Source organism: Amaricoccus macauensis, assembly GCF_049800915.1.
Taxonomy (GTDB): Bacteria; Pseudomonadota; Alphaproteobacteria; order Rhodobacterales; family Rhodobacteraceae; genus Amaricoccus; species Amaricoccus macauensis_A.
On sequence record NZ_JBNAFY010000003.1, the window covers coordinates 548,160 to 573,210 of the forward strand.

At 61.7% G+C, this 25,051-nt stretch carries 27 protein-coding genes; 14 read left to right on the forward strand and 13 right to left on the reverse strand.

Translation table 11 applies throughout. The features are described from left to right. Positions 1-231: 231 nt before the first annotated feature. Positions 232-447, reverse strand: coding sequence for a hypothetical protein (locus ACP15W_RS10360; RefSeq protein ID WP_424932801.1), 216 nt, complete (start codon positions 445-447; stop codon positions 232-234). Between the two features lie 144 nt (positions 448-591). Next, entirely contained in the window at positions 592-1,224 is a 633-nt protein-coding gene (locus ACP15W_RS10365) for a L,D-transpeptidase (RefSeq protein WP_424932802.1), read from the reverse strand. 147 nt (positions 1,225-1,371) lie between these two features. Between ACP15W_RS10365 and ACP15W_RS10370 the strand changes: the two genes are divergently transcribed. Then, on the forward strand, positions 1,372-1,857 hold the full coding sequence (locus ACP15W_RS10370; RefSeq protein WP_424932803.1) for a CAP domain-containing protein: 486 nt from the start codon (positions 1,372-1,374) through the stop codon (positions 1,855-1,857). Between the two features lie 30 nt (positions 1,858-1,887). Here ACP15W_RS10370 and ACP15W_RS10375 read toward each other — a convergent pair whose 3' ends face one another. From ACP15W_RS10375 to ACP15W_RS10385, 3 genes are all read right to left on the reverse strand, one after another. After that, positions 1,888-2,469 carry a L,D-transpeptidase family protein gene (locus ACP15W_RS10375; RefSeq protein ID WP_424932804.1) on the reverse strand — a complete coding sequence of 194 codons (582 nt, stop codon included), beginning with the start codon at positions 2,467-2,469 and terminating at the stop codon, positions 1,888-1,890. Between the two features lie 185 nt (positions 2,470-2,654). Beyond that, on the reverse strand, positions 2,655-3,842 hold the full coding sequence (gene rlmN, locus ACP15W_RS10380; protein ID WP_424932805.1) for a 23S rRNA (adenine(2503)-C(2))-methyltransferase RlmN: 1,188 nt from the start codon (positions 3,840-3,842) through the stop codon (positions 2,655-2,657). Positions 3,843-3,948: 106 nt separating this feature from the next. Further along, positions 3,949-4,479 carry an invasion associated locus B family protein gene (locus ACP15W_RS10385; RefSeq protein WP_424932806.1) on the reverse strand — a complete coding sequence of 177 codons (531 nt, stop codon included), beginning with the start codon at positions 4,477-4,479 and terminating at the stop codon, positions 3,949-3,951. 300 nt (positions 4,480-4,779) lie between these two features. On the opposite strand from ACP15W_RS10385, the gene ACP15W_RS10390 reads away from it, so the two are divergent. The 3 genes from ACP15W_RS10390 (at position 4,780) to leuC (ending at position 8,002) form a co-directional block, all read left to right on the forward strand. Next, a complete protein-coding gene (locus ACP15W_RS10390; protein ID WP_424932807.1) occupies positions 4,780-5,787 on the forward strand; it encodes an asparaginase in 1,008 nt (335 codons plus the stop codon). A 253-nt stretch (positions 5,788-6,040) separates the two neighbouring features. Next, on the forward strand, positions 6,041-6,247 hold the full coding sequence (locus ACP15W_RS10395) for a hypothetical protein (protein ID WP_424932808.1): 207 nt from the start codon (positions 6,041-6,043) through the stop codon (positions 6,245-6,247). A 336-nt stretch (positions 6,248-6,583) separates the two neighbouring features. Further along, positions 6,584-8,002: a 3-isopropylmalate dehydratase large subunit gene (leuC, locus tag ACP15W_RS10400; protein ID WP_424932810.1), complete on the forward strand. Its 1,419-nt coding sequence runs from the start codon at positions 6,584-6,586 to the stop codon at positions 8,000-8,002. Between the two features lie 569 nt (positions 8,003-8,571). Here leuC and ACP15W_RS10405 read toward each other — a convergent pair. Then, complete coding sequence (locus ACP15W_RS10405; protein ID WP_424932811.1) at positions 8,572-9,498, reverse strand: glutaminase; 927 nt, start codon at positions 9,496-9,498, stop codon at positions 8,572-8,574. Between the two features lie 87 nt (positions 9,499-9,585). Further along, positions 9,586-10,302 carry a DNA/RNA nuclease SfsA gene (gene sfsA / locus ACP15W_RS10410; RefSeq protein ID WP_424932812.1) on the reverse strand — a complete coding sequence of 239 codons (717 nt, stop codon included), beginning with the start codon at positions 10,300-10,302 and terminating at the stop codon, positions 9,586-9,588. Between the two features lie 42 nt (positions 10,303-10,344). On the opposite strand from sfsA, the gene ACP15W_RS10415 reads away from it, so the two are divergent. Continuing rightward, complete coding sequence (locus ACP15W_RS10415; RefSeq protein WP_424932813.1) at positions 10,345-11,085, forward strand: competence/damage-inducible protein A; 741 nt, start codon at positions 10,345-10,347, stop codon at positions 11,083-11,085. Between the two features lie 6 nt (positions 11,086-11,091). Here the strand turns inward: ACP15W_RS10415 and ACP15W_RS10420 are convergent, their stop codons facing one another. From ACP15W_RS10420 to ACP15W_RS10430, 3 genes are all read right to left on the reverse strand, one after another. Then, entirely contained in the window at positions 11,092-12,372 is a 1,281-nt protein-coding gene (locus ACP15W_RS10420; RefSeq protein WP_424932814.1) for a TRAP transporter large permease, read from the reverse strand. A gap of 10 nt (positions 12,373-12,382) precedes the next feature. Then, positions 12,383-12,919, reverse strand: a complete 537-nt coding sequence (locus ACP15W_RS10425; protein WP_424932815.1) for a TRAP transporter small permease — start codon at positions 12,917-12,919, stop codon at positions 12,383-12,385. Positions 12,920-13,004: 85 nt separating this feature from the next. After that, positions 13,005-13,988 (reverse strand): TRAP transporter substrate-binding protein, encoded by a 984-nt coding sequence (locus ACP15W_RS10430; protein WP_424932816.1) that lies wholly within the window; start codon positions 13,986-13,988, stop codon positions 13,005-13,007. 397 nt (positions 13,989-14,385) lie between these two features. Between ACP15W_RS10430 and ACP15W_RS10435 the strand changes: the two genes are divergently transcribed. The 4 genes from ACP15W_RS10435 to ACP15W_RS10450 all read left to right on the forward strand — a co-directional run bounded on the left by ACP15W_RS10435 (position 14,386) and on the right by ACP15W_RS10450 (position 17,959). Then, complete coding sequence (locus ACP15W_RS10435; protein WP_424932817.1) at positions 14,386-16,215, forward strand: potassium/proton antiporter; 1,830 nt, start codon at positions 14,386-14,388, stop codon at positions 16,213-16,215. 74 nt (positions 16,216-16,289) lie between these two features. Next, positions 16,290-17,105 (forward strand): SDR family NAD(P)-dependent oxidoreductase, encoded by an 816-nt coding sequence (locus ACP15W_RS10440; protein ID WP_424932818.1) that lies wholly within the window; start codon positions 16,290-16,292, stop codon positions 17,103-17,105. Between the two features lie 70 nt (positions 17,106-17,175). Next, a complete protein-coding gene (locus ACP15W_RS10445; protein ID WP_424932819.1) occupies positions 17,176-17,382 on the forward strand; it encodes a twin transmembrane helix small protein in 207 nt (68 codons plus the stop codon). A 4-nt stretch (positions 17,383-17,386) separates the two neighbouring features. Beyond that, positions 17,387-17,959 (forward strand): cob(I)yrinic acid a,c-diamide adenosyltransferase, encoded by a 573-nt coding sequence (locus tag ACP15W_RS10450; RefSeq protein WP_424932820.1) that lies wholly within the window; start codon positions 17,387-17,389, stop codon positions 17,957-17,959. Positions 17,960-18,006: 47 nt separating this feature from the next. Here ACP15W_RS10450 and ACP15W_RS10455 read toward each other — a convergent pair whose 3' ends face one another. Next, a complete protein-coding gene (locus tag ACP15W_RS10455; RefSeq protein WP_424932821.1) occupies positions 18,007-18,675 on the reverse strand; it encodes a hypothetical protein in 669 nt (222 codons plus the stop codon). A gap of 172 nt (positions 18,676-18,847) precedes the next feature. Continuing rightward, a complete protein-coding gene (locus ACP15W_RS10460; protein ID WP_424932822.1) occupies positions 18,848-20,266 on the reverse strand; it encodes an alanine/glycine:cation symporter family protein in 1,419 nt (472 codons plus the stop codon). Between the two features lie 156 nt (positions 20,267-20,422). Between ACP15W_RS10460 and ACP15W_RS10465 the strand changes: the two genes are divergently transcribed. The 4 genes from ACP15W_RS10465 (at position 20,423) to ACP15W_RS10480 (ending at position 23,401) form a co-directional block, all read left to right on the forward strand. Next, a complete protein-coding gene (locus ACP15W_RS10465; RefSeq protein ID WP_424932823.1) occupies positions 20,423-21,298 on the forward strand; it encodes a 3-hydroxybutyryl-CoA dehydrogenase in 876 nt (291 codons plus the stop codon). Between the two features lie 237 nt (positions 21,299-21,535). Next, a complete protein-coding gene (locus tag ACP15W_RS10470) occupies positions 21,536-22,102 on the forward strand; it encodes a YceI family protein (RefSeq protein WP_424932824.1) in 567 nt (188 codons plus the stop codon). Positions 22,103-22,224: 122 nt separating this feature from the next. Further along, entirely contained in the window at positions 22,225-22,803 is a 579-nt protein-coding gene (locus tag ACP15W_RS10475; protein ID WP_424932825.1) for a YceI family protein, read from the forward strand. A gap of 25 nt (positions 22,804-22,828) precedes the next feature. Next, positions 22,829-23,401 (forward strand): cytochrome b, encoded by a 573-nt coding sequence (locus tag ACP15W_RS10480; protein ID WP_424932826.1) that lies wholly within the window; start codon positions 22,829-22,831, stop codon positions 23,399-23,401. A 58-nt stretch (positions 23,402-23,459) separates the two neighbouring features. Here the strand turns inward: ACP15W_RS10480 and ACP15W_RS10485 are convergent, their stop codons facing one another. Then, on the reverse strand, positions 23,460-23,834 hold the full coding sequence (locus tag ACP15W_RS10485; RefSeq protein WP_424932827.1) for a DUF2852 domain-containing protein: 375 nt from the start codon (positions 23,832-23,834) through the stop codon (positions 23,460-23,462). Between the two features lie 178 nt (positions 23,835-24,012). Here ACP15W_RS10485 and ACP15W_RS10490 point away from each other — a divergent pair, with 178 nt between their 5' ends. Next, on the forward strand, positions 24,013-25,044 hold the full coding sequence (locus ACP15W_RS10490) for a YeiH family protein (protein ID WP_424932828.1): 1,032 nt from the start codon (positions 24,013-24,015) through the stop codon (positions 25,042-25,044). Positions 25,045-25,051 lie beyond the last annotated feature (7 nt).

Sequence of the window (25,051 nt, forward strand, 5' to 3'; positions counted from 1 at the left end):
GTTTCCAAAATGCGAACAAGCCCGGACCGGTCCCGCTCTCAAGGGCCAAAGAGAAAGGGCAGCGCCGCCTGGCACTGCCCTTTCCGAAACTCGTGCAGTCAAGATTTGGAGTCTCATGAACTCCAGCTTGAACTCGCTATGTGCGTTTTGCGCTCCGCAGACCAGGCAAAACCCCGGAAATCACGATGCGCGAGACGTCCAACACCCGCGGCAAATGCCGCGGACCGGAAATTATTCCGTGTCGTCGTCGTCGTCGTCGTCGTCGGAGATGGCGTATGCGATTGCAGCCAGACCGATGACCGGAATGATCCAGGCAGCGTTGGAGCCACCCATCGGCTCGGGCTCAGCAACAACAACGGGCTCTTCCGGTGCTTCGAACACCAGGTTACCGGCAAATGCCTGGCCGGCAAGCAGGAGCGCCGTCGCAGTGGTCACGATGAACTTCATATTGTCCTCCAAAGAGTGCGGGTCTGCGAAACTCCTAACCCACCCGGACCAGCGATCGGGCGAGCTAATGTCCGGAGAGTAACCAAGATTCGAGAGGGTTTTCAATCACCGATGGAGGCCAAACCTATCAAAAGGCGCATGTTGTCAAATGAGCAACACCGGTGTCCCGACCTGTGCACGTTCGTAGACCACGACGATGTGTTCGTTGAAGAGTCCGATGCAACCATTCGACGACTGGCGACCGATCTTCCTGATATCGTTGGTTCCGTGGATACGATAGGCCGGCCAGCTCAGGTTGAGCGCGCGAATGCCGAGCGGGTTCTCCGGCCCGGGCCCGACATATTTCGGCAGATCGGGGTTGCGTTTGAGCATGTTCTGCGTCGGTCGCCATTCGGGTTCCGGCCGCTTGAGAGTGATTTCCGTCCGTCCACGACGGGTGAGCTGATCGGTGAGCGGAACCGACGTCGGGAAAACCCGGTAAAATCCATCCGCCCCCCAGTAGTGCAATACCCGATCATTGGTATCGCAGAGGATCGCGTCTTTGTTGAGATTATCGAAATAATCCTCCCAGTTTCGCATCCGCAGGCCGGAGATCCGGCGCAGCAGCCGCGGCTGGTCCTGCGAGTCCGGCACATAGGACGTCAGCGCGTCCTCTTCCGTTGCCGCAAGGGCAGGGCCGACCGCGCATCCGGCGGCAGCGCCCAGCGCGAGACGGGTGAAGTTGCGTCGTGAAATCGGAGTGTTCATGTCCTTGCCCATGGCTGTCCTGCCTCGCATAAATTGAGCCTCGCGATATTATGCAACCGTCATGCGTTTTTCAAATCACGGTTCCCGGCCCACTGCCACATGTGAACGGAATGTCTTTGAACCATTTGTCGGGAAACGTTAAATGGTCCCCGATCTTCAGTTTCAATTGGATGGGCCATGATCCACGCGCTTAAAGTTTTCGCCGCTCTGGTCTTGCTGCTCGCCGGCTGCGAGTCCACGGGCGGGTCCAGCGGGGCAGGCCAGATCAGCCCCGGCGACGCGAGCGCGATTCGCCTGCGCCACCTCGATGCCGTCAATGCCGTTCGCGCACAGGAAAACCTCGTGCCCCTGCAACTCTCCGCCGAACTGAATGCCGCGGCCGAGACCCAGGCGCGCGACATGGCCGTTCAGGGCCGGGCGTGGCATTTCGGCTCCGATCTCACGAGCCCGCGCGAACGCGCCTTCCGGGCCGGCTATCGCGGCGAGATCGTGGGCGAAAACATTTCCGAAGGCTCCGACACCGATCTCGAAGTGCTTCAGAGCTGGCTCGGTTTCGCGGATACGCGGGCGGTGATGGTGGCCCCGGATGCCCGGGGCCTCGGCCTTGGCTGGTATCGCGACCAGACCGGCAAGGACTGGTGGGTGCAGGTCGTCGGGGAATAGCCCCGGCGACAAGGCCCCCATCGGGGCGCGTCAGGCCAGGATCGTCACCGGGATACCGGTGGGGGTCATCGACCAGATTTCCTCGATTTCCTTGTCCGAAACCGCGATGCAGCCGGCGGTCCAGTCCTTGCGGCGCATGTCCTCGCGCCGCCGCGGGCCACCGTGGATGAAGATGTCGCCGCCCGGATCGACACCCATCGCGAGCGCACGTGCCACATCCTGCGCATTCGGGTAGCTGATCCCGAGGCTCAGATGGAAATCGCTGCGCGGGTTCCGGCGATTGATGAAATACCGCCCCTCCGGTGTGCGCCCGTCGCCCGACTGGCTCTTGTGCCCCTGCGGCGCGAAGCCGAGATGCACCTTGTAGCGCTTAAGCGTCCGCTCGCCGGACATCAGCGCCATCACCCGGTTGCGCTTGGAAATGACGATATGATTGACGCGCGGTTGCGGTGTCTGGGTGAAGACCCTCGCCTGCCCCGCAGTCGCCCCGCTTGCGAGAAATCCCGCCGTCAGCGCGAGCGCGCTCCGCCGTGTCCAAAGCGACCGTGCTTCGGAGGTCTCGTCCCTGGCCGGGCTCTTTGTGCCTTCGTTGAACCAAGTCTGATTGGTCATGTGCCTGCTCTGTTTTTTCGGTTCACCCCCGTTTCGAGGGTCGTCTTTTTTCGCGTTACTATGGTTGATATACGCCTAATTTTTCCGGTGACCGAGCAAATTTATCACACTTCACTGCAATCCCGACCAGGCGTTGGCAGTGTCGCAACAATCAACCGTAAGATGCATCCCGCCCAAAAAGAGAATCAGAGCGGTGCCGCAGCCCTCGTGCTCGCGACGGTGCCGGTCTTCTGGCGCCGGGCGCGTTCGGTCGCGGATTTGAGCTGGCCGCAGGCAGCCATGATGTCCTCGCCGCGCGGTGTGCGCACCGGTGAGGCATAGCCTGCGCGGTTGACGATATCGGCAAAGGCGGTGATCCGCTCCGGGTCCGAACGCTCGTAGGGTGCTCCCGGCCAGGGATTGAAGGGGATCAGGTTGATCTTCGCCGGAATGCCCGCGATCAGCTTCACCAGCCGCCGGGCATCGGCATCGGAATCGTTCACATCCTTCAGCATGACGTATTCAAATGTGATTCGTTCCGAGTTCGACAGCCGGGGATAGTCCCGGCAGGCCTCGAGCAGTTCCGCGATCTTGTGCTTGCGGTTGATCGGCACCAGCTTGTCGCGCACCTCGTCGGTGGTCGCGTGGAAGGAAATCGCCAGCAGGCAGCCGATTTCCGCGCCCACCCGCGCGATCTCGGGCACCACGCCGGAGGTCGAGAGTGTTACCCGCCGCCGCGAAATGGCCAGCCCGTTGCCGTCCATGGCGATCAGCATTGCATCGCGCACATTGTCCGTATTGTAGAGCGGCTCGCCCATGCCCATCAGCACGATGTTGGTGATCGACCGCTTCTCGTCCGGGCCGCGGCCCCATTCCCCGAGATCGTCGCGTGCCGCCATGATCTGCCCGACGATCTCGCTCGCGGTCAGGTTGCGTACGAGCTTCTGGGTGCCGGTGTGGCAGAAGGAACAGGTCAGCGTGCAGCCAACCTGGCTGGAAATGCACAGCGTCCCCCGGTCGTTGTCGGGAATGTAGACCATCTCGATCTCATGGCCGCCGGCGATGCGGAGCAGATACTTGCGGGTGCCGTCGGTCGAGATCTGCCGCGTCACGACCTCCGGCCGGCCAATGGTGAAGCTCTCCGCGAGTTGCGCGCGATAGCCCTTGGCCAGATTTGTCATCTCGCCGAAATCGCGCACGCCCCAGAAATAGAGCCAGCTCCAGATCTGCCCCACCCGCATCTTCGCCTGCTTTTCCGGCGTGCCCATGGCGATGAGCGCATCCCGAAGCTGATCGCGGCTCATGCCGACGATATCGGGAAGTCCCTCCTGATCCGCCTTTCGCGGCAAGGTCAGGACATCCTGGGTGATCGGAGCGGAAGCAGGCAGGGTCATATCGGCCAAAGAGTCTGAGAAACGCAAAAAGGGGCGGTCATGCCGCCCTTCCCTGCTCTACATAGCAGCTTTCGCTGATTCTGCCAGAGGGGCCGATGCCCCCGGCTCAGTTGCAGCGCGACTGCGCGTCCGAAATCGCCGCCGTGAAGCCCATCAGCGAGAATTCGTCAATCGTGGTCGTGCCCCGCGTCGAAACACCGGTCAGCACCGCCGTCGCACCGCCGCGCATCGCCTCGACCGCATTCGCATCGTCCGACGCATCGGTCCAGGCCCATTCGCCGGCCTCGCCCGTTCCCGGCGTCATGTTATACTCCGTCGACCCCACCCGAAGCTTCACGGGCTTGCTCGGATCGAAGGGGTATCCGCCGGTGAAGCTCACCTCATTGGACACGCTGTCGGACGGCCGATAGGAAACGTAGAGTTGAATCGCCCCACGCCGGACCTCGACGCTCTGCCCATTGCGACGCGCATCCGAATTGGAGGGCTGAGACGCGATGTAGCATTCCTTCGGGTTCTCGGCGACGAAAACGTTCCAGTCGGTATGGCTCGCCACGTGTTCCGGTCCCTGCGCCATGGCAGTCCCGGCGCTCGCGAACGCGATCAGCAATGCTGTCGGAATCCACGGCTTTTGCATCATCTGCAAGGTACTCCTGCTCGTTCACCTTCGCTCGTTCAGCCGGGCCGCGTATTGTGTCGATATGGACCCGGGTCAAGCTTTTTCGGCCTATTCGCGCGCACTTTAGCCCACGTAGCCACCCTTTTGCCAGTCCCAAGGCGCCTATGGAACGCCACCGTGAACTCTTCTCGCAGAGGGAAGCGGGCATCAGTCGCCACATCCTCAACCCACCAACCCGTTGCCTGTGTTTCCGGTCATGGTGTGGGCTTCGTATGCCCGCCGTTTCTGCTACGAGAATGCTAACAACTGGTGGAGAACACGATGAGCAATGCCGCTATTCTGGTGCAGGTCTGGCGTGGCAGCCATCTCGAAAGCGCCCATCGCGGTCATGGCGTGGTCTGCGACGCCCGTGGCACGATCCGCGCAGCCTGGGGCGATCCGGCCGCGATCATCTATCCGCGCTCCTCATGCAAGATGCTCCAGGCCCTGCCGCTGCTCGAAAGCGGTGCGGGCCGCGAGCTCTCCTCCGAACGTCTCGCGCTTGCTTGCGCCTCGCATCAGGGCGCGCAGATCCATGTGGAGCGGGTCGCGCGGTGGCTCGCCGACCTCGACCTCTCGGAAAGCGATCTGCGCTGTGGCGCCCAGGTGCCCGACGACAAGACGGAACGGCACCGCCTCCGCGACAGCAACGATGCACCCACCCAGCTCCACAACAATTGCTCCGGCAAGCACACCGGCTTCCTGATGCTGGCCCGGCATCTTCGCGCCAGCCCGGACTATGTCGACCCCGCACACAAGGTTCAGCGGGATGTCCGCACCGCCTTCGAGGAAATGACCGGCCTCGAAAGCCCCGGCTACGGCATCGATGGCTGCGCCGCGCCCAATTTTCTCACCACCGTGCACGGGCTCGCCCATGCCATGGCGCGGATGGCAGACCCGAGCGGGCTCGGAGCCGTGCGCGAAGCCGCCGTTCGCCGTCTCAACGCGGCAATGCTGGGCCACCCCCTGCTCGTTGCCGGTGAACGACGGGCCTGCACCGAACTGATGGAGGCCTCCGGCCGCACGGCAATCGCCAAGACCGGTGCCGAAGGCGTCTTCACCGCGATTCTGCCCCGGCAGGGCCTCGGGGTCGCTCTCAAGGTCGAGGACGGCCACAGGCGGGCGTCGGAATGCGCGATCGCCGCCATACTGGCCCGTTTGGGCGTCCTCTCCCCCCAGGACCCCGCCGTCGCACGCCGGCTTACCCCTCCCGTCACGAACCGAATCGGCAGCACCGTGGGCCGGATCGCCCCCGAACCCGCCTTCTGGTCGGACGGGACGCCCCTCTGACCGCATCTATGTCGCAACTGCGAAGAAACTGCCCTACCGGCGGCGTCTTGCCTGCGTTCTGCCAATAAAACATGCAAACGCCCGATTCGGAGCGAATTGGTGTGGTTTCGCACTGCGTGACGCCGCGGGCTTAAAGTATCCTCAAACTGTCAAGGCATTTTAGTCGAACGCGACACCGACTTCCGTCGCAGTTTTTCTTGCGTAACCGGTCACAGCGCAATTTCGGCGCCTTCAGAGAGTAAGGGCACTAGGAATGATTGAACTTGTCTTCATTGCCTGCCTCGCCGCCAACAGCGGGGCTTGTGGCGAAAAGCAGATCCTCCAACTTCCGGACATTGGCCTGATGGGCTGCATGACCACGGCGCAGGCGCGGCTCGCGCAATGGACCGAAAGTCATCCCGGCTACCGCATCGAGCGCTGGAGCTGCGGCTGGTCCAACCCGAACGAACGCGAAGCCTGAACTTAAGGCTCCGCACCGCGCCCCACCGAAGCGGTCGACCGGCCCCGGCTGGCCCCGCCATCTTCTGCCGCCAGACCGGCGCGGGGTCCTGCGCGATCCGGCCTGCGGCCCCACCTAACTTCCCTCCCGGAAAACATCGCGAACGCTTGAATCAGAGCCCGCCTTGCTCGGCGCGGCCTTTGGGGATAGATACGCTCCGATGAAACGGATGTTCGACATGGATGACCACGCGCGCCTGCCCTGGCGGTTCCACGGGCGGTATCTGCGCCTAACATCCTGGGGTTGAACACCCCCGCCATCGTTCATCCGTTAACTAGCGACATGCGGGAGGAAGACATGTCCGCAGCCAACAACACCGCCAGAACACTCTACGACAAGATCTGGGATGCCCACCTGGTCCACGAGGCCGAGGATGGCACCAGTCTTCTCTATATCGACCGCCACCTCGTTCACGAGGTCACCAGCCCCCAGGCTTTCGAGGGGCTGCGCATGGCTGGCCGCAAGGTGCGCGCACCGGGCAAGACCGTGGCCGTGCCCGACCACAACGTGCCGACCGATCCGAGCCGCCTCAACGGCATCAAGAACGAGGAAAGCCGCATCCAGGTCGAGGCGCTTCAGAGGAACGCCGAGGAAGCGGGCATCACCTATTACGGCGTCGATGACGTCCGCCAGGGCATCGTCCACATCATCGGCCCCGAGCAGGGCTGGACCCAGCCTGGCATGACCATCGTGTGCGGCGACAGCCACACCGCGACCCACGGCGCCTTCGGGGCGCTCGCGCATGGCATCGGCACCTCCGAGGTCGAGCATGTGCTCGCCACCCAGACGCTGATCCAGAAGAAGTCCAAGAACATGCTGGTGAAGGTCAACGGCTCCCTGCCGCCGGGCGTCACCGCGAAGGACATCACCCTCTCGATCATCGGCAAGACCGGCACCGCGGGCGGCACCGGCTACGTGATCGAATACGCCGGCGAGGCGATTCGCGAGCTGTCCATGGAGGGCCGCATGACGGTCTGCAACATGGCCATCGAAGGCGGTGCGCGCGCAGGGCTCATCGCCCCCGACGAGAAGACCTTCGAATACGTGCGCGGCCGGGCCCATGCGCCGAAGGGCGGCAACTGGGAAATGGCCGTCGCCTACTGGAAGACGCTCTTCTCCGATGAAGGCGCGCATTACGACAAGATCGTCGAGCTCGAAGCTTCCGAGATCGCACCTGTCGTCACCTGGGGCACCAGCCCCGAGGACGTGCTGCCGATCACCGGCACCGTGCCCGCGCCGGAAGACTTCCAGGGCGGCAAGGTCGACGCCGCGCGCCGGTCGCTGGAATACATGGGTCTCACGCCCGGCACGAAGCTCTCGGACATTGAGATCAACACCGTCTTCATCGGCTCCTGCACCAATGGCCGCATCGAGGATCTCCGCGAAGTCGCGAAGGTCATGGAAGGCCGCAAGGTCAAGGAAGGCCTGCGCGCGATGATCGTTCCCGGATCGGGCCTCGTGCGCGCCCAGGCTGAGGAAGAGGGCATCGCCGACAAGCTGATCGAGGCGGGCTTCGAATGGCGCATGGCAGGCTGTTCCATGTGCCTTGCCATGAACCCTGACCAGCTCGCGCCCGGCGAGCGCTGCGCCTCCACCTCGAACCGCAATTTCGAGGGCCGTCAGGGCCGCGGCGGACGCACCCACTTGCTCTCGCCTGCGATGGCCGCCGCCGCTGCCGTCACCGGCAGGCTCACGGACGTGCGCGAGCTCGTGTAAATCCCAATGGTCCGGCAACACTGCCGGGCTGCGCCTGCCTGCCCCCCGGCAGGCGCATTTGCGCCCGCCCAGGCAGGCTTCGCCCTCATTTCTCGATGCCCCGCGCCGCCGCCAATCTTCCACCCGCATCTTCAAGCATCCACGCACCCGCGCAACCACATCGCGAAACAGCAGATCCTTCCCGGCGCGGATCTTGCGGATGCGCACGGCATAGGGCGCCTTTACCGCCTCTGGCAGGGCTTCGCTGGCCGCCTCCAGCACCTGCGCGTGCCGCTTCACCTCCCCATTCTGCTCGATATCGGGGTTGGCAGGGTCGGCCTTGATCGCCAGTTCCAGTGCGGCGTTGGTCGCGGCATGTTCGATGAGGTCGAGGGTCCACCCTCCATGCTTTCCCCTCATCAGCACGTAGAACATGCTGCCGAAACCCATGAGCTCCCCGGTCAATCAGCATCAACAATCGTCAAGAGACTACCGAAGGAATCGTTAACCGGGGAAACGGTCGATATGGCAAAATAGCCATACGGTTTCCATATCGAATCCATACGGATTCCATACGCCGGAATCCGGGCTCAGCCGAACACCGACCAGCCGGTGAACCGGGCGATCCGCTCGGCCGCATAGGTCCCCATCTGCGAGTTGCCGTAGCCGTTAAGTCCCGGAGACCAAAGGGCAATCGAGGCCCGTTTCGGCGCAATGAGGAGAATTCCGCCCCCCACCCCGCTCTTGCCCGGAAGCCCGACCCGGAAGGCGAAATCGCCCGATCCGTCATAATGACCGCAGGTCATCATCAGCGAACAGATCCGCCGCGCCCGCTCGGGCAGCAACATCCGTGCAGAAACAGGGAGTTGCGCGATCGAACGACCCGCGCGAGCCAGTTGCAGCGTGGTCATTTCGATGGCGCATTGGTGGAAATAGGTGCCCAGGGTCATCTCGGGCGGATTCTTCAGATTTCCGAACGATGCCAGGTAGTTGGCCAATGCCGCATTGCGAAAGCCCGTGCGCTTCTCCGATGCAGCAACCTTCTCGTCGATCTGAATATCCTCGTCCTCCGCCGCATCGCGCAGAAAGATCAGGATCTCCGAAAGCGCCTCTCGCGGCGTCCGCCCCGCGAGCAGTTCGTCGGTCGTCACGATGGCGCCTGCATTGATGAACGGGTTACGTGGCCGCCCCTTTTCCTGCTCCAGAAGCAGGATCGAGTCGAAGCGATCTCCCGAGGGCTCCCGCCCGACCCGCACCCAGACGGATTCTCCCTGCCGACCCAATACGCTGGCGAGGGTGAAGACCTTGGAAACGCTCTGAATCGAGAAACGTTGGTCGGTCGCGCCCGCGTTGAGCTCCGTCCCATCCGCCAGCACCATCGACACCGCAAACTGCGCCGGATCGACCTTGGCAAGCTCGGGAATATAGTCCGCGACCTTGCCCCAATCCTCGCGCGCGACGATCTCCGCCGCCAGCTTCTCGAGGAATGCCCCAAGCCTAACCTTGTCGATGACCATGTTCCGCGGTCCCGCGCCAATCCTGCCCCGATTTGGCTATAGCGGAGAACAAGCCGCTAAAGAAACCTAGAAAGATCCCGGAACCGGCTAACCCCCGATCGGGTCCTGAACCGGAACCGGCCCGGCGAGCCGAATTTCGGCCGTCGTTATCGCGCATTGATAGGCGATTGCCTCGACACCGGCCGCCCGCGCCTCCGCGAAGGCGCGGGCGTACGCCGGATCCAGATCCTCGGCGAGGCGGAACCGGCCGCAATCCGTGCGCTGAACAACGAACAACATCACCGCACGCCGACCGGACTGCGCCACGAGGGCCAACTCGCGAAGATGCTTTGCCCCACGCGTCGTCACGCAATCTGGAAATTCCGCCCAGTCACCCTCGCGGCGAAGATGGACATTCTTGACCTCGATATAAGTGTCCGCCTGCCCCTCGCCAGTCGCCAGAAAATCGACACGGCTGCCTGTGCCGTATTTCACCTCGGGCCGGTAATTCTCGTATCCCGCAATCTCGGCAATACGCCCCTCAGCCAGGGCTTCGCCCACCAGCCGGTTCGGCAGACTCGTGTCGATCCCCGCAAGGTGCCCTTCCTCGAGCTCCACCAGGCGCCAACTGAAAGGAAGTTTGCGCTTGGGATTGTTCGACGGCTCCAGCCAGACCTTCATTCCGGGGGAATTGAGCCCGAGCATGGCGCCAGGATTTGCACAGTGGGCCGTGACTTCGCGCCCGTCTTCCAGCAGGATATCCGCGAGAAAGCGTTTGTAACGACGCAAGAGCGTGCCTTGGATCAGGGGTGTCTCGAATTTCATCGGGCGCGACCCTGACCGATGAAGATGAGGAGGACAAGCCCGATGCCGAACCCGACCGCAGCAATGCTGGTAATCGGAGACGAAATACTGTCCGGCCGCACCCGGGACAGCAACATGCCCTATCTCGCGGGTGAACTGGCGAAGAAGGGGATCGATCTGCGCGAGGCACGCGTCGTGCCCGATATTGCCGGCGAGATCATTGCGGCCGTGAAGCAGCTCCGCGCCCGCTATACCCATGTCTTCACGTCGGGCGGCATCGGGCCGACCCATGATGACATTACCGCCGATTGCGTTGCTGCGGCATTCAACGTGGGGATTGGCGTTCGCGATGATGCCCGCGCAATACTTGCAACGAACTATGCCAATCCGGAGGTCGATCTGAACCCGCAGCGGCTCAGAATGGCCCGCATCCCCGATGGCGCACGGCTGATCGACAATCCCGTCTCGAAGGCGCCGGGCTTCACGCTCGGCAACGTGCATGTGATGGCGGGTGTGCCAGCAGTGTTCCAAGCGATGGTCGATGGGCTTTTGCCCAGACTCGTCGGAGGAAAGCCACTCATCAGCCGGAGCGTGCAGATCAACATGGCCGAGGGCCTTCTTGCAGGACCGCTGGGTGAAATCGCCGGGGCGCATCCGTCCGTGACGATCGGTTGCTACCCGTTCAACCGAAATGGTGTCTACGGCGCCAATGTCGTGCTGCGTGCGGAAGAGTCTGGGGCGCTGGATGCTGCCGAGAGCGCCTTGAAGGAACTGGTCGGAGGCAGTGTCGCTCCGACCAGCTAGGCGGCGTCAGCCAAGCAAGTTCGGCAGGGTAAGCGAGATCGCGGGCACGAAGGTGATCAGCATCAGTGCCACGAAGATCGCAATGTAGAAGGGCCAGATCGTTCGAACGGCCTTTTCCATCGGGAGCTTGCCCACCGCGCAACCCACGAAGAGACAGGATCCGACGGGCGGGGTGCAGAGCCCCAGCCCGAGATTGACCAGCATGATGATGCCGAACTGAAGCGGATCCATGCCGAGGCTGCTGGCAACCGGCAGGAAGATCGGCGTGCAGATCAGGATCAGCGCTGCCATGTCCATGATCATGCCCAGCACAAGCAGAGCCGCGTTGATCATCAGCAGGATCATGATGGGATTGTCGGTAATCCCGGTAAGCAAGGTTACCGTCTTGTCGGGCACGCGGTAGAAGGTGAGCATGTAGGCGAAGGCGCCCGCGCAGGCGATCAGGATCATCACCATCGAGGTGGTGCGAACCGACTGTCGCACAGCGATCTTGAAGTTCTCCCAGGTGATGCTGCGATAGACGATCAGCGTTACCAGGAAGGCATAGATCGTGCCGAAAGCACCCGATTCCGTTACGGTAAAGACGCCCGACAGCACTCCGCCGACGATGATCACGGCAGTGAAGAGACCGGGCAGAGCGCCGATGAATGCGATGCCCAAGGCCTTGAAGCCGGGGAAACGTTCCGATCTGTAGCCGCGACGAACGGCCACGATATATGCTGCCGCCGCCAGGCAGAGACACATCAGGATACCGGGCAGGACGCCGGCTAGGAAAAGCTTGGAGATGGAAATGCCACCCCCTGCCGCGATGGCAAAGATGATCATGTTGTGGCTTGGCGGTATCACGATACCGGCGATCGAAGAGGTCACCGTGACGTTCACCGCGTAGTCAGCATCATAGCCCTTCTCCTTCATCACCGGCACGAGGATCGAACCAAGCGCCGAGATATCCGCAACGGCAGATCCGGAAATGCCGCCGAACAGCATGGAGGAGAAGACATTGACGATACCGAGCCCGCCTCGCACGGCACCCACCGCAGCCGAGGCGAACCGCACAAGCCTCATGGCGATGCCGCCATGGAACATCAGTTCGCCCGCGAAGATGAAGAACGGGATTGCCATCAACGAGAAGACATTGATGCCGGAAATGATCCGCTGAAAGCCGATCATCAGCGGCAGGCCTTCGTAAAAGAAGGCCGCGATGGCGGCGATGCCGAGCGCAAAGGCGACAGGCAGGCCGATGACCACGCAAAACGCGAACAGGCCGAGCAGTACGAAGAGACCCATGAAGTGCGCCCTATTCTATCGAATCGCTGCGGAGATCGTATCCGAGCGCGAGCCGCACCAGGTGGCCCAGAGTGAAAAGCATGATGAGACCGCCGCTGATCGTGAGCGGTAGGGATCTGAGACCTTCGGGAAGGTCGATAAGCGGGATCATGGATCCCCATTTGAACATCGTGAGCTGGGCACCGTACCAGAGCATGAGCGCTCCGAAACCGGCCATCATCACATCGGTGATGACAACGAGGATCAATCTGACCCGCACGGATGCGGTGGTGCGCATCATCGTCACCGAAAGATGCCAGTGTTCATGGGTGCCGACCGCTGCGCCGAGGAAGGCGATGGTCATGACCAGCAACAGCGCAACCTGTTCGACCCAGGTGGGTGTTGCATTGAGGACGTAGCGGCCAAAGACCAGCCATCCGAAGATCACGGTCAGGACGACGAGCGATATGCCCGTCACGACCCGGCAGATCGCCGCGATGGCATCCAGAACCGTATCCATCCGCCGGACGATTTCCGGGTAGGCCCGGTGTGACTCGCGCTCTGTCATGGAATTCTCCCGAAAGAGGCGCGCCGGGCGTGAAGCCAGGCGCGCCAAGGGTCAGGCCGGGGGGATGGGCCTGATACCCGATGTCTTATTCGGTCGCCTGGATCGCTTCGACGAGCGGGCGGATGTCGGGGTTGGCCTCGAGATAGGCCTCGTAGACCGGCGTCATCGCTTCTTGGAACGGCGCCTTGTCGGCGATCTCGTTCGTGGTCGCGCCAGCGGATTCGACCTTTTCGCGGCTGGCTGCTTCGCGCTCGGCCCAGAGGTCGCGCTGAAGTTCGGCCGCTTCCTGCGCCGCTTCAGAAACCGCAACCTTCATCTCGTCCGACAGCCCGTTATAGGCATCGGTGTTGACGCAGATGCACTCCGGAATGATCAGGTGCTGGCTCAGCGAATAGTAGCCCGCCACCTCGTAATGGCCGGTGGATTCGTAGGACGGCCAGTTGTTCTCTGCCCCGTCCACGACGCCGGTCTTGAGCGCCTGATAGACTTCCGCGAAGGCCATGGGCGAAGGGTTCCCGCCGAGTTCGGCGATCATGCCAGAATAGAGGTCATTGTTCATGACCCGCACCTTCATGCCCTCGACATCGGCCGGGGTCTCGATCGGCTTCTCGGTGTTGTAGAAGGAACGCGCGCCTGCATCGAACCAGGCCAGGGGCGTGATGCCCTTGGCGGCCATGCCATCCGCAATCATCTGCCCCGGCTCGCCATCGAGAACCCGGAACATGTGCGAGACGTCCTTGAAGAGGAACGGCAGCGAAACGACGTTGGCCTCAGGTGCAATCGGGCCGATCGGGCCGAGGTTGAATTGGCCGACCTCGATACCGCCCAGACGCACCTGCTCGATGGCATCCGGCTGGCTGCCCAGCGTGCCGCCGTGGAACATCTGCAGGGTAACTTCACCGTCGGTCTTTTCCTCAAGCAGCCGGGCGAAAGCGTCCATACCGGCAGTGTTGGGATAGCCTTCGGGGTGGATGTTCCAGCCCCGCCAGTCCGCGGCCAGCGCCGCGCCACCGATCACGGATGACAGCGCTACAGCTCCAATCACCCTGGCAGCAAAATTCGTGTTCATGTTTTCCTCCCGTTGGAAATGAGTAAGTCCTTGCCAACCCATCGCGCGAAAAGCAGGCGACCTTCCGGGCACGCCCGCTCGCAATCGACAGCAGCATTCTATGGGGTGCCATTCAACCCTGTTTCTCGGGCCTTCATTCACCTTCACATTCGTTCCGCGCAATAGATTACTAGTATCCCAGTCTTGTCAAGTACCTTGTCCTGACAACGGTTAAGAAACCCTCTCGGCCGGAATCCGCGTATCCGGGGCCGAGAAGATGCGGATTTTTCCAGACTTTTTCGTGATCCGCCGCCGTCAGACTTGCCCTGCGAGGACGGGGCCACCATGATCCACGAGAACAAAATGAAATCTGCCGGACGGGCGCCCATGCCCCGGCTGGTCCCAGCTGGTCGCTCGAATGACAGGAATCGTACTGGTCAACACCGCGCTGTTCATCGGAGCGGCGCTCGTCCTTATCGGAATCTTTTCCAGCCTGATAGCGACGCGTTTCGGTGTTCCCCTGTTGCTGGTCTTCCTCGTGGTCGGCATGCTGGCCGGGCAGGACGGCCCCGGTGGCATCGTCTACAACGACTATCAGTCCACATATCTCATCGGCTCGCTGGCGCTATCCGTGATCCTCTTCGACGGAGGTTTGCGCACCCGATTGTCGGTCTTTCGGGGTGTGCTCGCCCCGTCCCTGATACTCGCAACGGTCGGTGTGGTGATCACGGCCTCGGTGGCGGGCCTCGCGGCGTGGAGTGTGCTTGACCTGACCCCGCTCGAGGGGCTGCTCCTGGGATCGATCGTCGCCTCGACAGACGCCGCCGCGGTTTTCTTCCTTCTGCGAACGGGCGGGTTGCGGCTTCAGAGTCGCGTGGGATCGACGCTCGAGATCGAAAGCGGAACCAACGATCCGATTGCGGTCTTCCTCGTCTTCATAATTACCGAGATCGCGCTTTCGCCCAGCGGCGCTCCGAGCTTCGAAATGTTGCTGCGGCTGGCTGAACAGGCGAGCCTCGGGGCTTTGATGGGGCTTGCCTTCGGTTTTTCGGCCGTCTGGATCCTGAACAACCTGTCCATGGCGGGCGGGTTGCACCCTCTCTTCGTCGTCGCCAGCGCGATCCTGATCTCCGCCTTCACCGGGCTCCTCGGCGGGAGCGGGCTGCTCGCGGTTTACCTGGCGGGGCTCGTGATGGGCAACAAGCCGACGCGCGCCTATCCGTCGATCGTTGGGTTCCACGAAGCGATGACATGGCTCTGCCAGATCGTGATGTTCCTTGTCCTCGGTCTTCTCGTGACCCCTTCAACACTCTGGAACTACGCACTTCCGGGCATGTTCGTGGCCTTGGTGCTGACCTTCGTGGCCCGACCGCTGAGCGTCTGGCTCTGCCTCTCGCCGTTCGGATACGAGCGGAAGGACAAGCTTTTCATCTCTTGGGTTGGTCTGCGCGGAGCGGTATCCATCTTCCTGGCAGCCATCCCGACGCTTGCGGGCATCGAACAGGCCGAAGCGTTCTTCAATGTCGCCTTCTTCGTCGTTCTTTTCTCTCTGCTGTTGCAAGGTTCCACACTGACGACGGCGGCGCGCAAGCTCGGGCTCGCGCTCAAGTCCACGATGCCGAACCTCAGCCGGGTGGAACTGGATATTCCGGGCCAGGTCGAACAGGAACTTGCCGGATACCCAGTGACACCGGACACGATCATTCTCGGCCTGTCGCGGGTACCGCCGTGGGCCCGTCCACTCATGGTGGTGCGCGACGGACAAATCCTCGATTTGACGGAGGCCGGGCGCCTTCGGGCGGGAGACTACGCGTATTTCCTGGTGGAACGGAAGCGGCTGACACGGCTCGACAGTCTCTTCCGGGCAAGCCCGGACGTATCCCGTCGCCTCACCCAACTCACCGGGGAACTTCCGATCGTGCCCGATGCCAAGATTGCTGATGTCGCGGCATTCTACGATCTTGAGTTCGACAGCGCCCGATCAGACACGCGCGTCGGTGACTGGATGCGCGAGCACCTGAAAGAAACTGTCGAACTCGATTCTTCCATACGCATCGAAGGAGCCACCCTTTCCGTGAGACGCATGGAAAGCGGTCAAATATCCCGCATCGGCCTGCAACTGGACGCTCTTACCGGAGTGGAACCCGACGAAAAACTGCTTCAACGCATCGAGGAAGAGGTCGATGAATTGTCTCAGATCCGGCGTTGGCTGAAACGGCTGCGACCCTGGCGAAAGGCTGCACGTTGAGTGTATCCCCCCGTAACGACAGGAGATCGGCGCCCGGCGCTAGCGCGCATGCGCCGGGAAACGGGCGTAGCGTCTTGCTGACCGGTTGTTCCTCCGGCATCGGTCGGGATGCGGCAATCAAACTTTCGGAACGCGGCTGGCGGGTCTTCGCGACTTGTCGGAAGGCTGCGGATTGCACCTCGTTCGAAGCGAATGGGATCGAGAGTTTCCCGCTCGACCACGCCGACACCGAAAGTATTGCCACCGGCGTGCGAGAAGCGCTCGGTCGCACGGACGGAAATCTGGATGCACTGGTCGTGAACGGGGCTCATGCCCTGCCCTGCGCGACCGAAGACGTGCCGCGAGATGCACTCCGTGAGATATTCGAAGTCAACCTCTTCGGCCCCTTCGACCTCATCAACCGTGTAATTCCAGCCATGCGTGCCCAGGGTCATGGCAGGATCGTCAATGTATCGAGTGTGCTCGGCATTGTCGCGGCGACCTTCCGCGGTCCCTATTCCGGGACAAAATTCGCAATGGAAGGTATGACCGACAGCCTCCGGCGCGAACTGACCGGCACAGGCATCCACCTGAGCCTCCTGCAACCCGGGCCGATTACCACCCGCATCCGACAGAACGCAGTGCCGCATTTCGAGCGCTGGATCGACTGGGAAACATCGGCCTTGCGCGATGACTACGAGACCAAGCTCATTCCCCGCCTCTACGCGCAGAAGGAGAAACCGGACCGGTTCGAATTGCCGCCGAGTTCCTGCACGTCGAAGATCATTCACGCTCTGGAATCGCCCAGGCCCCGGGCGCGCTACCGCGTGACCACCCCGACCTATCTCGCCGAGGCACTGCGCCGCCTCCTCCCCACGCGGATCGCCGACCGTATCGTGGCCGGCTGGTAGAGCGGCCGGCCCTTGCATCACCGCCGAATTCCGCTACTTCAATCCGGGCAGAAGCCGCAGGAACGATGTCATGGCAAACGATCCCCTCTTCATTATGGCTGCAATCGCCTGCCTCGCGGTGCTTGCCGTGCTGGTATTCGGGGTCGCGACATTCGGGCGCGGTGGCGATTTCAACCGCCGCAACGCGAACAAGATCATGCGCCTGAGACTCCTGCTCCAGTTCATTGCGGTGGTGCTGATCGTGCTCTTCGTCTATCTCTCCGGCCGGGGAGGATAGACGCATGGTAGTCCTGAACAAGATCTACACCCGCACGGGCGACAAGGGCGAAACCGCGCTTGGCGATGGCAGCCGGGTGCCGAAATTCTCCTTGCGGGTCGCTGCCTACGGCACGACAGATGAGTTGAATGCCGCACTCGGCCTTGCCCGGCTCCATGCGGAGGGCGACGAGGACGCGGCTCTTGCCCGAATTCAGAACGATCTATTCGACATCGGCGCTGATCTCTGCACGCCCGATATCGAGAACGACGACAAGGCGGAGTATCCCCGCCTTCGCATGGTGCCAGCGCAAACCGATCGTCTCGAGGCAGAAATCGACGCCATGAATGCGCATCTCAAGCCGCTTCGCAGCTTCATCCTTCCCGGGGGCAGCCCGCTGGCCGCTCATCTCCATGCATGCCGTACGATCTGCCGCCGCGCCGAGCGGATGGTGGTTGAGCTTTCAGGGGTGGAGGCGGTCAATCCAGACGCGGTGCGCTACCTGAACCGTCTCTCGGACTGGTTCTTTGTCGCAGCGCGGATGGCCAATGATGGCGGCGAGGCCGATGTGCTATGGGTGCCAGGCGCAAATCGCTGATTGCAAGCCATCGCATCGCGGTCTTGTTCCCGCGACGTAACCACGGATCAGGGCTGTCCGGTATCGGGCTTCTGCAACCGGGCATCAAAGATAATGGTGTAGGCGTCCGCGGCACTCTCCTTCATACAGCTGAGCTGTAGATAGAAACTCGCGTTGTCGTTGACGTCTAGATCGAACTGGTTCCGCCCGGGTATGAGCGAAACCAGACCAAGATAGGCCTGCTGCCCGTCGTAGAAATGCGCGTAGCAATCCTCGATCTTCTCAGAGATCTCGACCGCGATCCGTCGATTGACAAGCTCGCCGGTATCGAGCTGGAACCAGTCCGAATTCTGTCCGTCATGAAATCCACCTGCCAGATCCCCGACCCGAACGAGCGTCGCCCCCTCGATCGTGTCGTTCGCAGGCTCGGGATCTGCTGGCATCACGCCGTCGGGCAGGCCGGTCGCGGTGTCGCGGCGCGTGGGCCCGAGGTCGGCGAGACCGCCGCGGGTGGCAACGGCTGCACGCTCGAACAGCTCTTCGGTGGCTTCAGGTGCGACAAGCGGAGCCGTGAAACTGGTGGCCCCGGCCAGAAAGACCGTGAAACCAACCGATGCACTCTGCATTTCGACGGGACCAATGGCGATTTTCGCGGCACCACCGGCTGCGCTCTCGCGCAGTATGAGCCAGATTCCCGCGGCTGCCAGGGCACCGCCCGCAGCCATGAACGCCAACATTCCGAAGCCTCCGCCGAGGCGACCTCCCAGATCGCAATGCGATCAACATGGAGTGCGGGGGGTAAACAGGCGGTTATGGAATCCCAGTATCTGCGATCTGACTGTCAAATCAGGCAAATAATATCATCTTGAGCCCGGCCCCGACCGAATTGCCAGGGCCGGTGCCGTTCTCTTAGTCGCGACTCCAGATCGTATGATCGATCCCGTCGCCAAGTTCGGGGTAGTCGGCCGCATGGAACATGGGTTCTTTGCCCTCGGCCCGCTGGGAAAGGTAGTCCTTGGTGAGCTTCGCGATCGTCCCCGACATGGTGACGATGGCTATCAGGTTGATCGTGGCCATCATGCCCATGGAGGCATCAGCCGTGTTGAACACCGTTGCGACCGCCTGCATGGCGCCCCAGACCACCATGATCAGCACAAGCACGCGCAGCGCGGTAAAACCCTGCGTGTTGCCCATCCCGAGAAACACCATCGCGTTCTCGGAATAGGAATAATTGCCGATGATTGAGGTAAAGGCGAAGAAGAAGATCGCGATCGCAATGAAGTACCGTCCTGCAGTACCGATATGCTCCGCGAGCGCCGCTTGGGTTAGGTCCGTTCCCTGCACGCCTGCGGTCGGGTCGAGCGCACCGGACAGGATGATCATCAGCGCCGTTGCGGTACAGATCAGAAGTGTGTCGATGAACACGCCCAAGGCTTGCACGAAACCCTGGCTCGAAGGATGATGCGGAACCGGAACTGCGACCGCAGCGATATTGGGCGCAGAGCCCATCCCGGCTTCGTTGGAGAAGAGACCGCGCTTCACACCATTGAGCAGCGCTGCCATCACACCCCCGGTAACGCCACCGACAGCCTCGGTCAGACCGAATGCCGATCCGACAATCTGCCAGAGCGCACCCGGAACCGCCGTGATGTTGATGACGATGATGACGATCGCGAGCAGCAGATAGGCCGCAGCCATGAAGGGCACAACGATCTCGGCAACCTGTGCAATCTTCTTGATACCGCCGAAGATCACCACGCCCGTCAGGGCTGCAAGCGCGAGACCGACGACGAGGGGCGGAATGCCGAAAGCGCCTTCCACGGCCGTCGCGATCGAGTTCGCCTGCACCGCATTGAAGACAAGGCCGAACGAAATGATAAGGCACACGGAGAACACCGCGCCCAGCCACGGCATGTTCATCCCCTTGGAGATATAGAACGCCGGACCGCCTCGATAATGACCATGCGCGCCACGGGTCTTGTAGAGCTGCGCAAGTGAACTTTCTGCGTAGGCCGTCGCCATCCCCACAAGGGCGACCATCCACATCCAGAAGATTGCACCCGGCCCCCCGAGCGAAAGCGCGACCGCAACTCCCGCGAGATTGCCGGTACCCACGCGCGAGGCCAGCGAGACCGTCAGTGCCTGGAAAGGCGAGATACCGGCCTCGTCGGTCTCCGGCGACTTCATCACGGTTCGGATCATTTCACCGAAATGCCTGAACTGGATGAAACCCAGCGATACGGTGAAGTAGACCCCCACCGCGAGCAATCCGTAGATCAGGATATAGCCCCAGAAAATCGTGTTGAGAAACCCAACTATTGCATCCATTCGACACTCCCTCGAAACAACACACCCACGCTAGGGATGGTTAACGTGCCTGTCTATGCCGGGGGTGGATTTCGCAGGTGCAAATGCAATGCGGTTGCTTTGGACGGGGACGGGCCATATGTTTCGCATAGAGCGGCGGAGTAGGGGCGAGTTTCCATGGAAATCAAAGAGGTTGGCATCATCGGTGCTGGGCAGATGGGCAACGGAATCGCCCACGTTTTCGCAGTTGCGGGATACGACGTTCGACTGACCGATATTTCCGAAGAGGCGCTGGAACGTGCCCGCGGAGTGATCGAAAAGAACCTCGATCGCCAGGTTTCGCGCGGAAAGGTCTCGGCAGAGGATCGTGATGCGGCACTTGGCCGGCTGACGATGGGCACTGATCTCGCGCCTATCGGAGCCTGCGATCTCGTCATCGAGTCCGCAACGGAGAACGAGGCGATCAAGAGGAAGATCTTCGAGAGTCTCGCGCCGCATCTCGCGGACAAGACCATTCTCACCTCGAACACATCTTCGATCTCCATCACCCGCCTCGCCGCCGGAACCGACCGACCCGAACGCTTCATGGGATTCCACTTCATGAATCCTGTGCCGGTCATGAAACTGGTCGAGCTCATCCGCGGGATCGCCACCGACGCTGAGACCTACGAAACCCTCCATGGCGTTGTCGGCAAACTCGGCAAATCCGCCGCCAGTTCGGAGGACTACCCGGCCTTCATCGTGAACCGAATTCTGGTCCCGATGATCAACGAGGCGGTCTACGCGCTCTATGAAGGTGTGGGATCGGTCTCCTCGATCGATGTCTCGATGAAGCTCGGCGCGAACCATCCCATGGGACCGCTGGAACTGGCTGATTTCATCGGTCTCGACACCTGCCTCGCGATCATGAACGTGTTGCACGAGGGACTGGCGGATACGAAATACCGCCCCTGCCCGCTTCTGGTGAAATACGTCGAGGCCGGTTGGCACGGTCGGAAATCCAAGCGCGGATTCTACGACTATCGCGGCGACGAGCCCGTCCCCACCCGCTGAGCCACATCCACTCCGGCATGAGAACCATGCTGGAGATTTATCCAAATTGATGAATTGCACCTCAGCCGTCCGGACCGCGAGTTTCGGGCGGTCCTGACCGGTTTTGCCCCTTCGCCTGTCGAGGCGTAGCCTTGGCCGGACGGCCCCGACCTCGAATTTCCTGCAACTGATTTTGAACCGCACCAGACAGCACGGCGACTATGATAACAGTTGAAGCCGTGATGGAAGGTCCGACCCATGCGTTGGTGCAGCCTGTTTCTCGCCCTTTTCCTGCCAGCGACGGCGCTGGCCGAACAGTGGCAGATCGACCCCGAAACCCGTGTCTCGGTCGATGTTGCCTGGCGCAACACCGTGGTAACGGTCGATTTTCCGGCCATAAGCGGTGAAGTCATTTTTGATGAGCGCCACCCCGAACGCGCACGCGCCGTCATACATGTCGCCACTGGCAGCGCCTCGACGGGGCTTGGGCCGGTCGATGCACTGGTCAGGAGCCGGGATTACCTTGCCGCGGCCAGACATCCCACGATCACCTTTCACCTCGAGACGCTGAAACCCATTTCCCGAAGTGCTGCCGAAATTTCGGGTCGTATCACCATGCGGGGGCATACGCGCCCCGCAGAGTTCGATGCGCGGGTGATCCGTTATGGCCCCGCTGCCGACAATCCCGATCGCTTCGTGGCGGGCTTCGACGTGACGGGTGAGATCGATCGCACGGCCTTCGGCTCGACCGGCGGACTGCCTGACGTGCCGGCCATGCTTCCGGTCCGGGTCCGATTGGTGATGTCATCGCGCGGGCCAGCTTGAGCACCGGCCTTCCAAATCAATAAATCGGAAACAATATGTTCCCAATACACTATCTGGTTTTCGAAAGGGAAACATAGGATATGGGGCACAGACAATCCGATCAACCTTGTCAGGAGATCAAAATGACCCTTCGCTCGGCGCTCCTTGGCGCAGCAATCGTCCTCACGCCGCTCCCTGCCCTCGCACAGGAATGGGAAGTAGACCCCTCCCACTCGAACATCCTGTTCTCGGTCGAACATTTCGGCTTCGCAGACATCAAGGGTGTCTTCCGCGAATTCGAGGCGGATGTCACTTTCGACCCCGAGGACCTCGGAGCGACCGAAGCCTCCGTCACCATCGACGCCGCCAGTATCGACACGTTCTGGGAAGCGCGCGACGAGCACATCAAGAGCGGCGACATGTTTGACGTCGAAAACTTCCCGGAAATCACCTTTGTCTCCACCGACGTCACCGTGACCGGCGACGCAACGGCTGAGCTGACCGGTGACCTGACGCTCCACGGAGAAACGCACCCGGTCACATTCGAGGCCGTCCTCAACAAGATCGACGCAAACCCGTTCGATTCGGAAAAACGCAACGCCGGCTTCACGATCACCGGAGTGGTGGACCGCAGCCTGTTCGGCGTTGACTATGCAGCACCGATGGTCGCGACGGAAATTCCCGTGACGATCAATGTCGAGCTGATCGGCCCGGCAGAATAAGCGCCGCGAAACAGGAGGGCGGGCCATGCAGACCATGAACACACATGAAAGCTGGGGCTGGATCGCCCGCCTTTTGCACTGGGCGATCGCAGGCGTGATCCTGTTCCAGTTGGGCTGGGGCATCTATATGAGCGAGTTCGTCTCGGATGTGTTCCGGCAGTTCGAGCTTGTCCAAGTCCACAAGAGCTGGGGGTTCATCGCCTTCGCACTGGCCTCGGTGCGCCTTGTCTGGCGCATCGCGAACCGCAAAACGCCCGAAATGCCTGCGGGAACGCCGGCCTGGCAGGAATGGGTGTCATCGATCACCCACAAGCTGCTCTATCTGCTGATGTTTGCCTTGCCGCTCTCGGGCTGGATCATGTCATCCGCTTCACCGAACCAGGAAATGCTGAAGATCGAGAACATGGTCTTCGACTGGTTCGCCATGCCCGACCCGTTCGTGCCCGGCGTCAAGAGCGTGGCGGAGGCAGCTGCGGAGTTTCACCAGATCGCGGCCTACACCCTGATCGGCCTTCTGCTCCTTCATGTGGGCGCAGCGCTGAAGCACCTCGTGATCGAGCGCGACACTATCTTCCAGCGCATGACCTGGGGTCGCTGAAAGAGATCGCCGCCCGCGCAAGATGCGGGCGGTCGTCCTTCCGGGAAGAGCCTGGAATTCAGGCAACCACTTCCCCGTCCTTTGCCTTTCGGCTCGCCATGAACTGGTCGAATTCGGCGCGATCCTTGGCGGAGCGCAACTCTTCGAGAAACTGCACGAAGGCGTCACGCTCTTCCTCAAGCCGTTTCAGCGTTTCCTCGCGATAAGCATCGAAGGCGCTGTTGCCGGTTCCGGAATAGGCCCGGCTGTGGTGGCGGCGATTTTTCCAGGAATGGCATCCCATGCGTTTGCTCCCGATCATGTAGAAGAGAAGTGCGAGGCCGACCGGCCAGAAGAAAATAAAGCCGATCACCATTGCGGCGATCCAGGCGGCCTTGCCTCTTTCGTCGAGCCAGTCGCGCCCTTGAGCAAGCCAGCGGGCGATCGTTTCCATCAGTCTGTCCTTTCCATGTAAATGTTATTTACATTAACATAGATTGGCGGGCGCTTGCCAGCTTTCAATAGGCTCCGGCAGATTTTTTGCAGCAACGGAGAACCCGGCGACTTGCGATGTCACCGCCTCCATGACAAACCTTCCCGCCTGCCCGAAGTCCCCGAAGCGGAGACGCACCATGTCCGAAGCGCCCGCCGATCTTCTCTCCCGCCTGCGGATTCAATGCGCCGATCTTGCTCCGGGCATCTTGGTATCCGCAGTCATTGCCCTCGCTGCACGGTTCCTCTCGGAACACTATGGCGCACCGACGATGCTCATGGCCTTGCTGCTTGGTATCGCTTTTCATTTTTTGGCCGAGGAAGGACGCTGCGTGCAGGGGATCGATTTCACGGCCCGTTGGGTTCTGCGCTTCGGTGTCGCGCTTCTCGGTGCGCGGATCAGCCTCGACCTGCTTCTGGGCCTTGGAATTGAACTGATCGCCCTGATCATTTCCGGCGTCGTCGCCACGATCCTCATCGGCCTGGGCGGCGCCCGCCTTCTCGGCCTGCGCCTGGGGTTCGGGATGTTGACCGGCGGCTCGGTGGCAATCTGCGGCGCGTCGGCGGCCCTCGCGATTTCCGCCGCCCTGCCAGACCGGGCAAAGAGCGAACAGACCCTGATCTTCACCGTGCTGTCCGTCACCGTGCTCGGCACGTTCGCGATGATCTTCTACCCGATTCTCGCCGAGGTATTCGGCCTCGATTCCCTCGCCACCGGCCTGTTCCTCGGCGGCACCATCCATGATGTCGCCCAGGTTGTCGGTGCAGGTTTCAGCGTCTCGGAGGACACCGGCGAAGTCGCGACTCTCGTCAAGCTCATCCGCGTCGCGATGCTTGCACCCGTGGTTCTCGCCCTTTCCATCGTCGCTCGCGGCCGTTTCACCGACGAAGGAGATAGCAGCGCGAAACGCCCGCCTCTGATACCGGGCTTCGTCGCGGCATTCATCATCCTTGCGGGTCTGAACTCCGCCGGGCTCATACCCCAGGCACTTTCGACCGGAATGACCGACCTCTCCGGTTGGGCGCTCGTCATGGCGATAGCAGCGGTCGGAATGAAAACCTCGCTCAAGAGCATCGGTGGTGTCGGCGGAACTGCAATGGCTCTGATTGCCGGGGAAAGCCTCTTTCTCGCTACGTGGGTTCTGACGGGGATCTGGCTTCTCGACGCCTGAAACTCCG

What these genes read in the sequence shown, in the direction of transcription:
- ACP15W_RS10360 (WP_424932801.1), bottom strand. Translation starts at nt 447, where the DNA reads ATGAAGTTCATCGTGACCACTGCGACGGCGCTCCTGCTTGCCGGCCAG.
- ACP15W_RS10365 (WP_424932802.1), bottom strand. Translation starts at nt 1,224, where the DNA reads ATGCGAGGCAGGACAGCCATGGGCAAGGACATGAACACTCCGATTTCA.
- ACP15W_RS10370 (WP_424932803.1), top strand. Translation starts at nt 1,372, where the DNA reads ATGATCCACGCGCTTAAAGTTTTCGCCGCTCTGGTCTTGCTGCTCGCC.
- ACP15W_RS10375 (WP_424932804.1), bottom strand. Translation starts at nt 2,469, where the DNA reads ATGACCAATCAGACTTGGTTCAACGAAGGCACAAAGAGCCCGGCCAGG.
- rlmN (WP_424932805.1), bottom strand. Translation starts at nt 3,842, where the DNA reads ATGACCCTGCCTGCTTCCGCTCCGATCACCCAGGATGTCCTGACCTTG.
- ACP15W_RS10385 (WP_424932806.1), bottom strand. Translation starts at nt 4,479, where the DNA reads ATGATGCAAAAGCCGTGGATTCCGACAGCATTGCTGATCGCGTTCGCG.
- ACP15W_RS10390 (WP_424932807.1), top strand. Translation starts at nt 4,780, where the DNA reads ATGAGCAATGCCGCTATTCTGGTGCAGGTCTGGCGTGGCAGCCATCTC.
- ACP15W_RS10395 (WP_424932808.1), top strand. Translation starts at nt 6,041, where the DNA reads ATGATTGAACTTGTCTTCATTGCCTGCCTCGCCGCCAACAGCGGGGCT.
- leuC (WP_424932810.1), top strand. Translation starts at nt 6,584, where the DNA reads ATGTCCGCAGCCAACAACACCGCCAGAACACTCTACGACAAGATCTGG.
- ACP15W_RS10405 (WP_424932811.1), bottom strand. Translation starts at nt 9,498, where the DNA reads ATGGTCATCGACAAGGTTAGGCTTGGGGCATTCCTCGAGAAGCTGGCG.
- sfsA (WP_424932812.1), bottom strand. Translation starts at nt 10,302, where the DNA reads ATGAAATTCGAGACACCCCTGATCCAAGGCACGCTCTTGCGTCGTTAC.
- ACP15W_RS10415 (WP_424932813.1), top strand. Translation starts at nt 10,345, where the DNA reads ATGCCGAACCCGACCGCAGCAATGCTGGTAATCGGAGACGAAATACTG.
- ACP15W_RS10420 (WP_424932814.1), bottom strand. Translation starts at nt 12,372, where the DNA reads ATGGGTCTCTTCGTACTGCTCGGCCTGTTCGCGTTTTGCGTGGTCATC.
- ACP15W_RS10425 (WP_424932815.1), bottom strand. Translation starts at nt 12,919, where the DNA reads ATGACAGAGCGCGAGTCACACCGGGCCTACCCGGAAATCGTCCGGCGG.
- ACP15W_RS10430 (WP_424932816.1), bottom strand. Translation starts at nt 13,988, where the DNA reads ATGAACACGAATTTTGCTGCCAGGGTGATTGGAGCTGTAGCGCTGTCA.
- ACP15W_RS10435 (WP_424932817.1), top strand. Translation starts at nt 14,386, where the DNA reads ATGACAGGAATCGTACTGGTCAACACCGCGCTGTTCATCGGAGCGGCG.
- ACP15W_RS10445 (WP_424932819.1), top strand. Translation starts at nt 17,176, where the DNA reads ATGGCAAACGATCCCCTCTTCATTATGGCTGCAATCGCCTGCCTCGCG.
- ACP15W_RS10450 (WP_424932820.1), top strand. Translation starts at nt 17,387, where the DNA reads ATGGTAGTCCTGAACAAGATCTACACCCGCACGGGCGACAAGGGCGAA.
- ACP15W_RS10455 (WP_424932821.1), bottom strand. Translation starts at nt 18,675, where the DNA reads ATGTTGGCGTTCATGGCTGCGGGCGGTGCCCTGGCAGCCGCGGGAATC.
- ACP15W_RS10460 (WP_424932822.1), bottom strand. Translation starts at nt 20,266, where the DNA reads ATGGATGCAATAGTTGGGTTTCTCAACACGATTTTCTGGGGCTATATC.
- ACP15W_RS10465 (WP_424932823.1), top strand. Translation starts at nt 20,423, where the DNA reads ATGGAAATCAAAGAGGTTGGCATCATCGGTGCTGGGCAGATGGGCAAC.
- ACP15W_RS10470 (WP_424932824.1), top strand. Translation starts at nt 21,536, where the DNA reads ATGCGTTGGTGCAGCCTGTTTCTCGCCCTTTTCCTGCCAGCGACGGCG.
- ACP15W_RS10475 (WP_424932825.1), top strand. Translation starts at nt 22,225, where the DNA reads ATGACCCTTCGCTCGGCGCTCCTTGGCGCAGCAATCGTCCTCACGCCG.
- ACP15W_RS10480 (WP_424932826.1), top strand. Translation starts at nt 22,829, where the DNA reads ATGCAGACCATGAACACACATGAAAGCTGGGGCTGGATCGCCCGCCTT.
- ACP15W_RS10485 (WP_424932827.1), bottom strand. Translation starts at nt 23,834, where the DNA reads ATGGAAACGATCGCCCGCTGGCTTGCTCAAGGGCGCGACTGGCTCGAC.
- ACP15W_RS10490 (WP_424932828.1), top strand. Translation starts at nt 24,013, where the DNA reads ATGTCCGAAGCGCCCGCCGATCTTCTCTCCCGCCTGCGGATTCAATGC.